At 50.9% G+C, this 12,669-nt stretch carries 12 protein-coding genes; 4 read left to right on the top strand and 8 right to left on the bottom strand.

All coding sequences use genetic code 11. The features are described 5' to 3' along the window. Positions 1-2 precede the first annotated feature (2 nt). Complete coding sequence (gene minD / locus ACYP03_RS11525) at positions 3-815, top strand: septum site-determining protein MinD (protein WP_330959158.1); 813 nt, start codon at positions 3-5, stop codon at positions 813-815. 7 nt (positions 816-822) lie between these two features. Then, the gene (gene minE, locus ACYP03_RS11520) at positions 823-1,083 is read left to right on the top strand and encodes a cell division topological specificity factor MinE (RefSeq protein ID WP_248140888.1); all 261 of its coding nucleotides are present in this window, start codon (positions 823-825) and stop codon (positions 1,081-1,083) included. 51 nt (positions 1,084-1,134) lie between these two features. On the opposite strand, the gene rnd is transcribed toward minE, so the two are convergent. From rnd to ACYP03_RS11485, 7 genes are all read right to left on the bottom strand, one after another. Then, positions 1,135-2,265 carry a ribonuclease D gene (gene rnd, locus ACYP03_RS11515; protein WP_459779925.1) on the bottom strand — a complete coding sequence of 377 codons (1,131 nt, stop codon included), beginning with the start codon at positions 2,263-2,265 and terminating at the stop codon, positions 1,135-1,137. Positions 2,266-2,393: 128 nt separating this feature from the next. Continuing rightward, on the bottom strand, positions 2,394-4,088 hold the full coding sequence (fadD, locus tag ACYP03_RS11510; RefSeq protein WP_305885159.1) for a long-chain-fatty-acid--CoA ligase FadD: 1,695 nt from the start codon (positions 4,086-4,088) through the stop codon (positions 2,394-2,396). Between the two features lie 119 nt (positions 4,089-4,207). Further along, on the bottom strand, positions 4,208-5,077 hold the full coding sequence (locus ACYP03_RS11505) for an alpha/beta fold hydrolase (RefSeq protein ID WP_459779923.1): 870 nt from the start codon (positions 5,075-5,077) through the stop codon (positions 4,208-4,210). A gap of 90 nt (positions 5,078-5,167) precedes the next feature. Next, positions 5,168-5,719 (bottom strand): Slp family lipoprotein, encoded by a 552-nt coding sequence (locus ACYP03_RS11500; RefSeq protein WP_459779921.1) that lies wholly within the window; start codon positions 5,717-5,719, stop codon positions 5,168-5,170. 53 nt (positions 5,720-5,772) lie between these two features. After that, positions 5,773-6,069, bottom strand: coding sequence for a hypothetical protein (locus tag ACYP03_RS11495; RefSeq protein ID WP_459779919.1), 297 nt, complete (start codon positions 6,067-6,069; stop codon positions 5,773-5,775). Between the two features lie 28 nt (positions 6,070-6,097). After that, positions 6,098-6,802, bottom strand: a complete 705-nt coding sequence (gene tsaB, locus ACYP03_RS11490) for a tRNA (adenosine(37)-N6)-threonylcarbamoyltransferase complex dimerization subunit type 1 TsaB (protein WP_248140897.1) — start codon at positions 6,800-6,802, stop codon at positions 6,098-6,100. Beyond that, the gene (locus ACYP03_RS11485; RefSeq protein ID WP_248140898.1) at positions 6,803-8,755 is read right to left on the bottom strand and encodes an ATP-dependent DNA helicase; all 1,953 of its coding nucleotides are present in this window, start codon (positions 8,753-8,755) and stop codon (positions 6,803-6,805) included. A 232-nt stretch (positions 8,756-8,987) separates the two neighbouring features. On the opposite strand from ACYP03_RS11485, the gene purU reads away from it, so the two are divergent. Continuing rightward, the gene (gene purU / locus ACYP03_RS11480) at positions 8,988-9,821 is read left to right on the top strand and encodes a formyltetrahydrofolate deformylase (RefSeq protein WP_248140899.1); all 834 of its coding nucleotides are present in this window, start codon (positions 8,988-8,990) and stop codon (positions 9,819-9,821) included. Between the two features lie 73 nt (positions 9,822-9,894). Here purU and ACYP03_RS11475 read toward each other — a convergent pair whose 3' ends face one another. Then, entirely contained in the window at positions 9,895-10,476 is a 582-nt protein-coding gene (locus tag ACYP03_RS11475; RefSeq protein WP_459779916.1) for a VOC family protein, read from the bottom strand. Positions 10,477-10,867: 391 nt separating this feature from the next. Here ACYP03_RS11475 and argS point away from each other — a divergent pair, with 391 nt between their 5' ends. Next, positions 10,868-12,598 carry an arginine--tRNA ligase gene (argS, locus tag ACYP03_RS11470; protein ID WP_248140901.1) on the top strand — a complete coding sequence of 577 codons (1,731 nt, stop codon included), beginning with the start codon at positions 10,868-10,870 and terminating at the stop codon, positions 12,596-12,598. Positions 12,599-12,669 lie beyond the last annotated feature (71 nt).

The raw sequence follows: 12,669 nt of genomic DNA, 5'->3' as shown, positions 1-12,669 counted from the left end.
AGATGGCACGAATTATCGTGGTGACCTCAGGTAAAGGCGGGGTCGGAAAAACGACCTCCAGTGCGGCCATTGCGTCCGGCCTTGCTCTGAAAGGCAAAAAAACAGCCGTCATCGATTTTGATATTGGTCTGCGAAATCTTGATCTGATTATGGGCTGTGAACGTCGGGTCGTGTTTGATTTTGTGAATGTTATCAATGGCGAAGCAAAACTGAATCAGGCGCTGATCAAAGATAAGCGCGTGGACAACTTGTACGTGCTTCCGGCATCGCAAACCCGTGACAAAGATGCGTTAAGTAAAGAAGGCGTCGAAAAAGTTCTGAATGAAATGGATGAAATGGGTTTTGAATTCATTATCTGCGATTCTCCTGCAGGTATTGAAACCGGTGCATTAATGGCGCTGTACTTTGCAGATGAAGCCATTGTTACCACAAACCCTGAAGTAGCTTCCGTCCGGGATTCAGACCGTATTCTGGGAATTCTGGACTCCAAATCGCGTCGCGCTGAAAATAACGAAACGCCAGTGAAACAACACCTGCTGCTGACCCGTTATAACCCATCCCGGGTAACTCAGGGTGATATGCTCAGTGTTGCTGACGTCGAAGAGATCCTGCACATTCCTTTGCTGGGTGTCGTACCGGAAAGCCAGTCTGTTCTGAATGCTTCAAACAAAGGCGAACCGGTCATTTTTGATGTTGATTCTGATGCGGGTCAGGCTTATCAGGATACAATTGAACGTTTGCTGGGCGAAGAACGCCCGTTCCGGTTCATTGAGGAAGAGAAAAAAGGCTTCCTGAAACGAATATTTGGAGGCTAACCACACTATGGCTTTGCTAGAGTTCTTCCGCCCCAAAAAACAATCGACCGCGAGTGTGGCGAAAGAAAGGCTGCAGATCATTGTTGCTGAACGTCGCTCCGCCTCTATGGGCAGCCCGAGTTACCTGCCACAGCTTAAGCAGGATATTCTGGACGTCATCCGCCGTTATGTTGATGTCACGCCGGAACATGTCACGGTCCACCTCGATCAGAAAGAGGAAGACCTGTCCGTTCTGGAATTGAATGTGACTTTGCCAGACGAGAAATAAAAAAATCCCCGGTTTCAACGCCGGGGATTTTTTCATGAAACTTTTCAGTTTTCAGCCTGTTTTGCTGGTGACCAAAGGTAAAACACGAGGGGCAAAGTGTTCCCGGCGCCAGGTGGATAACATTTCAGGCAATGCATCTTCCGGACATCCTTTCTTCCAGGCCCAGCTCAGCAACTGATTGATTTGTTTCTTCGATGCAAGAAACTCCTGCGCCAATCCTGTTTGTTCAGAGACCGCAACCACTTCATCTTTAATGCGTTTTACCATCTGTTTATAGCCCGGCAGATCAACCAAACGCGTTAAACGTTCCGGATAATCAAGCTCGCTCATCTGCTCCACTTCCCTCACCAGAGCAATCAGCCGGTTTCCGTGTCGCTGAATTTCACGCTCGTCAAAGCCCTCTCTGGACATCACCGCTTTAGACGTGATTTCAAAACGCGCCACTTTCCACAGATTCAGTTCTTTGAGCACAAAGTTCAACGCAAGATCCCGCTTTCTGGCTTCCTGAAGCCGCCAGGCTGCCACTTTTTGCAAGATAGCCAATTGCTTCGGAGACAGCTGCCAGGCATTCTTGATGTCTTTATACACCTGATCCGACGATACAGTACGGCTTCGTTTCACCAGCATGGTATCGCATTCTTGCTGAAGTGCTTCCATCCAGCCTTTCTCTTCCACTCCCGCCAAGAGCTTCTGATAAAGTGGCAGCAGGTAGTACACATCTGCCGCCGCATAATCGAGCTGCTTATCTGTCAGAGGACGCGCCAGCCAATTGGTTCTGGCTTCCCCTTTCTCCAGTTCAATCCCCAGATATTCCTGGACCAGCGCGCCAAAACCGGTCGACAGTCCATGTCCGAGAAACGCAGCCATAATCTGCGTATCCAGCATCGGAGTCGGCATACAACCCGCAGCAGACTGAAACACTTCCAGATCCTCACCGCAGGCATGGAGTACTTTAATCACCCCGGGGTTCTTCAGCAGCGCCCAAAGTGGCGACAGGTCTGTCAGAGCCAGCGGATCGATCAGGGATAACTGCTCGCCATCATACAGCTGAATCAGCCCCAGCTGGGCAAACAGGGTTCGGGTGCGAACAAACTCAGTATCCAGCATCACAGCAGGATACTGACTTGCCTGCTGGCAGACTTCTGCCAGTCTGTCGTTCGTTGTTATGATTTCAAATTTCAAAGCTCACCTTTTTACAGAGACTAAGCTCACATTGCCCAGTCTTGCATATCAATGCACAGAGCGGAAAAACAAAGTGCCGGCTAAACAGCCGGCACTAACGCAAAATCAGTGTATCTTAAAATCGGCGTTTATGCTTGTGCCGCCTCTTTCTGGGCTTGATCCGACTCTTCGCGCAACGCACGTCGTAAAATCTTACCCACATTAGTTTTCGGCAGCTCATCGCGGAATTCAACCACTTTGGGTACCTTATAACCCGTCAGATACTGGCGGCAGTGGGCCAGCAGCTCATCCTTCGTCAAGCTCGGATCGCGCTTCACGACACAGATCTTTACCACTTCACCGGCCGCACCATTCGGTTGGCCAATCGCGGCAACTTCCAGCACTTTCCCATGAAGCGCAACGACATCCTCGATTTCATTCGGGTAAACATTGAAACCCGAAACCAGAATCATATCTTTCTTCCGGTCTACGATATGCAGGAAACCATCTTCATCAAAGCGGACCACATCACCCGTCGACAACCAGCCATCCTCAGACAGGACCTCACGAGTTGCTTCCGGACGCTGCCAGTAACCTTTCATAACCTGCGGACCTTTCACCTGCAGTTCGCCGGTCTGATCCATGCCCAGCACGTTACCTTCTTCATCCACAATACGGATATCAGTCGACGACACCGGTAAACCAATCGATCCGTTATATTCGGTCAGATCATGCGGGTAAGCAGCCACCAGAGGAGAGCATTCCGTCAGGCCATAGCCTTCCAGCAAATAGTTTTTGGTGGTTGCCAGCCATTTTTCTGCAACGGCTCGCTGAACGGCCATACCGCCACCCACCGACAGACGCAGTCGGCTGAAGTCCAGTTCGTGGAAATCTTCATTACCAAGTAACGCATTAAACAGGGTGTTTACCCCGGTCATCGCTGTAAATGGGTAACGTTTCAGCTCTTTGACAAAAGTTGGAATATCTCTCGGATTGGTGATCAGCAGGTTCTGACCGCCCATCTCGATAAACAGCAGACAGTTCACCGTCAGCGCAAACACGTGATACAGCGGCAGCGCCGTAACCACAAACTCACGACCTTCGTGCAGAATCGGTCCGTATGCAGCTTTGGCCTGGAAGACGTTAGCCATCATGTTTCGGTGGGTCAGTATTGCCCCTTTCGCGACACCGGTTGTCCCTCCCGTATACTGAAGGAACGCCATGTCATTGCCTTCAATGAACGGCTTCACATACTGCATACGGCGTCCCTTTTTCAGGGCATGATTGAGTGACGTTGCATGTGGCAGATGATACTTCGGCACCATCTTTTTGATGTATTTCACCACAAAGTTCACCAGGGTACGCTTCGGATGCGACAGCTGATCACCTAAGCTGGTCAGAATGACATGCTCAACGCCCGTATTCCCGACGATTTTTTCCAGCGTGTGTGCAAAATTGGACACAATGACAATGGCTTTCGCACCAGAATCGTTCAGCTGATGCTCCAGCTCACGAGGGGTGTACAGCGGATTGACGTTCACCACCACACAGCCGGCCCGGAGAATACCGAACAGCGCAATCGGGTACTGAAGCAGGTTGGGCATCATGACTGCCACACGATCACCTTTTTTCAGTTTCAGATCGTTTTGCAGATATGCCGCAAAAGCCCGGCTGCGTTCTTCCAGTTTCCTGAAAGTCATCACCTGGCCCATATTGATAAAGGCCGTTTGGTCGGAATATTTCTGGACAGACTGTTCAAAAAGTTCAACCAATGAAGTGTAAGCATCTGGGTTGATTTCAGCCGGTACATCATCCGGATAGCGGTTAAGCCAAACCTTATCCACCATGCACTCTCCTTATATTTTTCTGGGCTTTAAACGCCATAATATTGCTGTAGCGAAAATTCAAACACTTGTTCTATACAAGCATTACAGCACAATTAACATTGAATTAACACAACTGATTAGACCAGCTTTTTGATTTTTGAAGTAAACAGCAAAATCTGTTCACAGACTTGCCGGGGGCTTTCCAGATGGCAGTGATGGCCACCGGGAACTGTTATCTGAGCGGCCTGTGGAACCCAGGAAAGCCCTGCATCAGGCTCTTTCAGATAAGTGAACCCACGCTCACCAAGTACGGACAAGACCGGGCACGCAATACCGGACATCATTGTTTTCGCTTGCGTTTCTGTCATCCTGATCAGTGAGTCACAACGTAACTTGTCGTCATGCCGCCAGTACCAGTAATCCCCATCCCGATAAGTTGCACGCTGAACCAATGGTCGCAGTTGCTCTGCATCCAATCCATTAATCCGGCAACGAACAGTCAATGCGGCCTGAAATGAGTCGAGCTTAAGTCTTTTCGAGACTCTTTGCCTGCGTTTCATCCGGCTTTCAATTCCCTGACGTAACCTGTCAGCAGCTAATTCAGCGTTTTCACAAAGCGGAGCGAGCCCTTCAATTAACACTAAACCAGCCAGAGTTTCAGGAAATGCTCCTGCGTAGGCCGCCGCCACCAGTGCTCCCAGCGAGTGCCCGACTAAAATCACAGATTGTCCGGCTAATGCCTGTCTGATCTGTGCCAGATCGTCAACATAATCCATGAAATAGTAGTAATTATCGATCCCCCTGTGCTCAGACAAGCCATGTCCCGGCCAGTCAACCGAGACCAGATGGAAAGCTTCGCTCAAGGGTTTGAATAAGGGTGTAAAACTGGCCGCATTATCATGCCAGCCATGCAGAAAGACCAAAGTCGGTCGCTGATCTGGCAATTCAGCAGCGGAGACAAGCTTCCCCTGTGCCAGTGCTTCTCGGCAAGGAGGAAAAGATGTCATGATCGCCAGCTCGGATTCTGCCAGCGGCAATCGGCACTCATACATCATATGAAGATTCAATCATCAGGTACGATAGAAAATCAGATTTGTTCAGGGGCTGACCCGATACCGGATATCAGCACTGTCCGGCCTCAGACCGTAGTGAATATACTGACAACGAATGCCCAGACACCGGTAGTAGGTGTTCACATCGTCAATGCGAACCTGCTCTTCGATACGCCAGACTTGCTGCCCTTTGGCAAAGACAACAGGATAGGTGTAATCATACTGGCCGATTTTCCCCATTTCGCTGCCACGAAGCTGACCGGCGACAGTCACCAGCTTTCCTTCCGCGTACTCAATCGGATCGGCAAATCCGTCAATATATGCAATAAAACGGCCTTGAGGTTTTGCCGTTAGATTGGGGCGGCCGGAGGTGTCAATTGGTAAACTGGCCACTTCCAGACGGGTGCGTTTCGCCTCATTTACAACAGAAGCAATCACACCGCCCAGACGCACTTCACGCCCCTGCACCCCCTGCGGGTCTTCAATCACCATCGTCAGATCGGTAATCGGTTTATCTGTTGTTGTTTGTAAACTGTCGGGCAACTGACTGCAACCACTCAGAGCCAGTAAGGCAAACGCCAGGATTGTCTTTTTCACCACGGATCCTTTTCAAAAAGAAAAACAGGGAACTGCTTTGCGATTGCGACTGATCAAATAAAAAGATCGACGCCCAGCAACCGGGAGAACTCTTCCCGTTTAGACTGATGCAGTACATCCAGATAAGCAGAAAGGGCCTGCTTATTTCTCCCTTGCGGGCTGTCATACTGAACCTGACTGTGGGCTTCCTCAATCAGTGCAGGATCTTTAATCGTTTCCGCCACGGCTCTGGCCACCACAGTCGGCTGAGCAACCGGCGCAACGGACTGTTCAGCTTTCTGCCGTTTGTCGGTTCTTCTGGCCCGTTGCGGGGCCTGTGTCGATGCCGGTAAACGAGGTATGGTGACCATAAAGACAATGAATCCTGATCAGAGGCCGTTATTCGCGGCCCGGTAGTTTTTTCCAGGTCACTTCATCCCGCAGGTAGACAGGGCTGGCATGTTCAGCGTCGACCACTTCACCACGCTGCAAAGCAAATTGTGCCAGCCAGGCCATATCCTGAGCTTCCGGATAAAGGACTGTGCTGGCTTGTTTTTCGACAGCCAATCCATTTAATTGTTCCTGATAGGTTTGCCAGCCGGTTCCGGCGGTAAACCAGTTCACTTCTGGCAGAGTAACCAAGCGTTCAGCAGCCATTTCTGGCGGAAAAACCGCTTCTTCACCCAGCACAGACCAGTCGCCGTTTTGCTGACGCTGATACTGACCCCAGTAAATTTCGCCCATTCGTGCATCAATCGCAGCCAGAACATGATCTGCCTGATGCAGGCGATAAGCTCCCTGAGACATTGCAGCCAGCGTTGAAATACCAATCATAGGCAGCTCAGCGCCAAACGCGAGCCCCTGCGCAATACCAATTCCGATGCGCACACCGGTGAAACTGCCGGGACCACGGCCAAAAGCCAGCGCATCCAACTGATTGAGTCGCAGGCCGGCTTCGGCCAGTACTTCATCAACCATAGGCAAAATTTTGGTTGTATGCTCACGCGGTGCAAACTCACAGCGTGCAATCACATCGCTCCCTGTCAAAAGAGCTACGGAACAATTTTCGGTCGCGGTATCAACAGCTAAGATCTTAGTGCTCATTCAAGCCTCTGAATGCTGGCTGTCTGAAACATCCTGCGCGTTGTGCAGGCCAGACAGGAACTGCCCGACGCCTTCAACATCCCGGGTTCGCGGAATCGGCGGCAGACTTCGTAAAAACACAGCGCCATACGGGCGCGTCACCAATCGGTTATCACAGATCACCAGCACACCTTTGTCCTGCTGGTCCCGGATCAAACGGCCAACCCCCTGTTTCAGGGTGATCACTGCATCCGGGATCTGAACCTGTGCGAAAGGATCGCCGCCGCGCAGGCGGCAATCCTCAATCCGTGCCTTCAGTAATGGATCATCCGGCGCGGTAAACGGTAATTTGTCGATAATAACACAGCTCAGCGCCTGCCCTCTAACATCAATGCCTTCCCAGAAAGCACCTGTTGCAATAAGCAGCGCATTTCCCAATTCCAGATATTCTGCCAGCAGTTTTTGCTTACTCGTTTCCCCCTGAACCAGTACAGGCAAGTCCAGAGACTCCCGAAAACCTTCGGCCAGTTCCCGGACCATCTGATGCGACGTACACAGGAAAAAACACCGCCCCCGATTGGCTTCAATCACCGGCGACATCAGCTGCACCAGCTTCGCGGCCATGCCATGACTATTCGGTTCAGGAAGAAACCGCGGCACACACAAGAGTGCCTGCTGTTGGTAATCAAACGGACTGGGTAAAGACATCTGCGCGGCTGGCTGCAAACCAAGACGGTGACTGAAATGGCCGAAGTCGTCATCCACTGCCAGCGTGGCTGAGGTAAAAATCCAGGCGCCTTTTTGCTGTTCTATCTGCTCATGAAACTTTTCTGCGACCGACAGCGGCGTAATATGCAAACTAAAATGACGCGGCGTACATTCATACCAATAGGAATAACCGGTGATAGATGTGTCACAAAGCCGCACTAAACGGGCCTTAAACAACGTCGTACGCTCAAAAGCAGCATCCAGTAATTCGCTTCGCCCCAAAGCCAGTTTGAGCACGTCATGCGCCAATTCCAGCGCATCGTTTAAACGGGTCAGTTCACGCTGAATGGCCGGGCTGTTCACCGCATCACGCCAGTTACCGCGATAGCCGGGTTCACCGAGCACCAAACGTAAATCTGAAGCAGCCTGACTGAGCCGGTCAGCGGTTTTTTCCAGCTGGCGCATGTCCCGCGCCTCGGTCCGGTAACCAATGGTAATATCTTTCGACAAATCCTGGATTTGCCGGCTGGACAGACTCTGCCCGAAATACTGGCTGGCGATATCCGGGATTTGGTGCGCCTCGTCAAAAATGAAGACATCAGCTTCGGGGATCAGCTCGCCAAATCCGGTTTCTTTGATGGCCAGATCCGCCAGAAACAAGTGATGGTTCACCACCACCACATCAGCATCCATGGCTTTCCGGCGTGCTTTCACCACAAAACAGTCTTCATAGGAAGGACATTCCCGCCCCAGGCAGTTGTCATTGGTTGAGGTGATGGTCGGAATAACCGGACTGTCTTCAGGAATGGAATCACATTCACTGATATCGCCGGTTTTCGTGGCGGACGACCAGCTTCGAATCGTCACGAGCTGACTGAGCATTCCCGGATCAACATGACCACCGTGACTTTCCGTAATCTGGCGGCTGAGCCGATCCAGACACAGATAGTTTGAACGTCCTTTCAGCAGAGCAACTTTACCGGTAAAACCCAGTGCCTGCGTCATCAGGGGTAAATCACGATGAAACAACTGTTCCTGAAGGTTTTTGGAACCGGTGCTGATAATGGTTTTATGCCCTTTGACTAGCGCAGGCACCAGATAGGCGAATGTTTTTCCCGTTCCCGTGCCCGCTTCGACCACCAGCTGCTGCTGATGCCTGATTGCTTTTTCAACCGCTTCTGCCATATCAATCTGCGGCTGTCGTGCCTGAAATCCCGGAATGGCCTTTTCCAGTGCACCACCCGGTTGAAAAAATTTCGCAATCATAGAAGTCAGTCTATTGGTTATTTATCCAGTATCTTTCCGCCGATTATGCCAAGAAAGCGGGGGGACAGCCAGCGGCAGTCATCCTCAAAAATTGTTGAGTGAGATCACAAAAGTTTTGACGCCGAAATCAATCCCATGTAAACAATAGGGTCTGTCAGCCTTTCCATACCCGGAACGCTGACAAAAAACCTAAAACAACATTCATTGATATGCTCGCAACATTAAGGACACCATGGAAAAGAAAATCCTGCTGACCGATTGCCCGGATGCCATGGGATTGATTTCTAAAATCACCAACATCTGTTACAAACATCAACTCAACATCGTTCATAACAAAGAATTTGTGGATCACAGCCACCGCCAGTTCTTTATGCGAACTGAACTGGAAGGGATCTTTAACGATGAAACCTTTCTGCTTGATTTAGACCGTGCACTGCCTGAAGGCAGCCACCGTCGTCTGGTCAGTTCAGCGCGTAAGAAAATCGTGATCATGGTGACCAAAGAAGCCCACTGTCTGGGTGATATTCTGGTCAAAGCCTATGATGGCACGCTGGATGTCGAGATTGCGGCTGTGGTCGGGAACTACGACAAACTGGGCGAACTGGTCGAAAAGTTCGGCATTCCGTTCCATCACGTTTGCCATGAAGGCCTGAGCCGTGAAGAGCATGAAGCGAAACTGCTGGACTGCATCGGCCAGTATGCCCCGGACTACGTTGTGCTGGCAAAGTACATGCGGATTCTGACGGCAAACTTCGTAGCTCAATATCCGCACCGGATCATCAATATTCACCACAGTTTCCTTCCGGCATTTATCGGGGCTCAGCCGTATAAGCAAGCCTACGAGCGCGGCGTGAAGATCATTGGGGCTACTGCACACTTCGTCACGAACGATTTAGACGAAGGACCTATCATCACCCAGAATGTCATTCCGGTTGATCACAACTACAGCGCGGAAGACATGGCCCGTTCCGGCCGTGATGTTGAAAAATCTGTTCTGAGCAAGGCACTGAGCCTCGTTCTGGAAGACAAAGTGTTCGTTTACGGCAACCGGACTGTCGTCCTTTAATACCGAGCAGATATCCAACAAAAAAGGGCAAACCAGTGAATGGTCTGCCCTTTTTTATATCTTCTTTTTTATCTCAACTTTCGCTGGCAATCACTGCCTTGAGCGAACACGGATGCAGCTTAATACACACCCCATCTTTCTTGAATGCAATCGTCGGATTCGCCAGGCGCTCTTTCTCGCCGGCCGGAGAACTGGCTTTCACTTTAATGCCAGCGCCCTCAATCTTTTGCCAGTCCAGCGCAGGAAAACGTGTCTCCAGAACTGATTTCAGTTCATCTGTTGTCGTTGCCTGACAAGGCACCACAAACTCCACATGCTCCCAACCCTGTACCGGATACACTTTGTCACCCGGGTATGGCAATTCCAAAGCTTCAATCTTCCAGTGACCTGCCACTAAAGGCTGGGTAAAGCCAATCACAACAATGGGACGGCCATTGATCACATTCGTCGACCATTCTTCACCGTAGGCCAGCCAGGCCTGATGTAATTGAGAAGCCAGCGACGCATCATTCACCCGCAGTGCAACGTGATCTGCCTGACAAGCAGATAAGTCGAGTCCTAACTGTTCCGAAAGTGCGGCAATTTTCGCCATAAATTCAGGCAGCTGTGCCAGCATTTGTTCCGGATGTAGGTTTGCCTGCTTTAAATCCTGCATGTGATTTCTCCTCGCAATTTATAGACGCTCATTATCCACAGAATCTTTTTCAGCAAAAGCCTTGTGCAACCAGCCGCCTGTGCGGTACCCAGCGAAGAAAAAAATCAGTCCGGAGCGCTTTTCACCTTGCCAAACGCCCCGCATTTATTGGTATTATTACAGCTAACTGATTTTCGTATCCATACAGCCGTTTTTACAGCCAGCAAGCTCCCGTCAGCGCTACCCGGATTACCTTTTATTCAGACATCAGACGCAGTAAACGCTTTCATCTGGTGCCGTTGCTGACCACGCGATAAACGAGTCATGCCGCTGGGCTGTAGTCCGTACGATATTGAATACCCAAGAGTTTTGCCCGTCTGGCAGGCTCCAGACCGATTGAAAGGATAGACGTGTGAACATTCAAGCACTCATTAACGATAAAGTTTCCCAGGCGCTGGAAGCAGCGGGCGCGCCAGCAGGCAGTCCTGCGGCCGTTCGTCAATCAGCCAAAGTACAGTTCGGTGATTACCAGGCCAATGGTGTGATGGGTGTTGCCAAAAAACTGGGAACCAACCCGCGCGAGTTTGCACAAAAAGTTATCGATAACCTCGATCTGGGCGACATGGCTGAGAAAGTAGAAATCGCCGGTCCGGGTTTCATCAACATCTTCCTGAACAAAACCTGGCTGGCCGAGCGTGCTGAAGCCGCACTTGCGGACGAGCGTCTGGGCGTTGCAAAACAAGCGGCCCAGAATATCGTGGTGGACTACTCTGCTCCGAACGTCGCCAAGGAAATGCACGTAGGTCACCTGCGCTCAACCATCATCGGTGATGCCGTGGTCCGTACACTGTCATTTCTGGGTCACAATGTGATTCGCGCCAACCACATCGGTGACTGGGGAACCCAGTTCGGTATGCTGATCGCCAACCTGGAGCGTGTTCAGCAGGAAGCCGGTGAAATTTCGATGGAGCTGTCCGACTTGGAAGCCTTCTATCGTGAATCGAAAAAGCTGTACGACGAAGACGAAGCCTTTGCTGAGCGTGCACGGAACTACGTAGTGAAACTGCAAAGCGGTGATCAGTACTGTGCTGAAATGTGGAAAAAGCTGGTGGACATCACCATGGAACAAAACCAGCACAACTATGACCGTCTGAATGTCTCGCTGACTCGTGCCGATGTCATGGGTGAATCCATGTATAACCCGATGCTGCCGGGTATCGTTGCGGATCTGAAAGCAAAAGGTCTGGCGGTTGAGGACGACGGCGCTCAGGTTGTTTTCCTGGACGAGTTCAAAAACAAAGACGGCGAGCCAATGGGTGTGATCATCCAGAAACGCGACGGCGGTTTCCTGTATACCACAACGGACATCGCATGCGCTAAATACCGTCACGAGCAATTCAATGCCGACCGTGTTCTGTATTTCATTGACTCCCGCCAGCACCAGCACCTGATGCAGGCCTGGACGATTGTCCGCAAAGCGGGCTACATCCCGGAAACGATGTCACTGGAACACCATGCTTTCGGAATGATGCTGGGTAAAGATGGCCGTCCATTCAAGACCCGCGCTGGCGGTACTGTGCGTCTGACCGATCTGCTGGATGAAGCCGAATCACGCGCGAATGCACTGATTGAAGAGAAAAACCCGGAACTGGATGCCGCAGAAAAAGCGAAGATCGCCTCAACCGTTGCGATGGCGGCAGTGAAATATGCAGATTTGTCCAAGCACCGCACCACAGACTATGTATTTGACTGGGACAACATGCTGGCCTTCGAAGGCAACACTGCGCCGTACATGCAATATGCCTACACTCGCGTCATGTCTGTATTCAAACGTGCGGGCCTGAGCGAAAACGAGCTGACTCATCCGGTTGTGATCAACGACGAAAAAGAGCAGGTCCTGCTGTCGAAACTGCTGCAGTTTGAAGAAGCCGTGGAAACCGTTGCCCGTGAAGGTCACCCGCATGTCATGTGCAGCTACCTGTTTGAACTGGCCGGTAACTTCTCCAGCTTCTATGAAGCCTGCCCTATCCTGAATGCTGATGAGCCTGTGAAGCAAAGCCGTCTGAAACTGGCACTGCTGACAGCCAAGACCATCAAGCAAGGTCTGGATCTGCTGGGTATCGAAACACTGGAACGCATGTAATCTGACTGAATATCACATTTATCTAATACAGCAGAACTAAACTTGAAAAGCCTTCTAGGGTATTCTTAGAA

Source organism: Photobacterium sp. R1 (assembly GCF_054600795.1).
The sequence above is the reverse complement of the archived record's forward strand: the minus strand, read 5'-3'. Positions and strand labels throughout refer to the sequence as shown.

Excerpts from the sequence above, each read along its gene's own strand:
- minD (WP_330959158.1), top strand. The coding sequence starts at position 3 with ATGGCACGAATTATCGTGGTGACCTCAGGTAAAGGCGGGGTCGGAAAA.
- minE (WP_248140888.1), top strand. The coding sequence starts at position 823 with ATGGCTTTGCTAGAGTTCTTCCGCCCCAAAAAACAATCGACCGCGAGT.
- ACYP03_RS11505 (WP_459779923.1), bottom strand. The coding sequence starts at position 5,077 with ATGACATCTTTTCCTCCTTGCCGAGAAGCACTGGCACAGGGGAAGCTT.
- ACYP03_RS11495 (WP_459779919.1), bottom strand. The coding sequence starts at position 6,069 with ATGGTCACCATACCTCGTTTACCGGCATCGACACAGGCCCCGCAACGG.
- tsaB (WP_248140897.1), bottom strand. The coding sequence starts at position 6,802 with ATGAGCACTAAGATCTTAGCTGTTGATACCGCGACCGAAAATTGTTCC.
- ACYP03_RS11485 (WP_248140898.1), bottom strand. The coding sequence starts at position 8,755 with ATGATTGCGAAATTTTTTCAACCGGGTGGTGCACTGGAAAAGGCCATT.
- purU (WP_248140899.1), top strand. The coding sequence starts at position 8,988 with ATGGAAAAGAAAATCCTGCTGACCGATTGCCCGGATGCCATGGGATTG.
- ACYP03_RS11475 (WP_459779916.1), bottom strand. The coding sequence starts at position 10,476 with ATGCAGGATTTAAAGCAGGCAAACCTACATCCGGAACAAATGCTGGCA.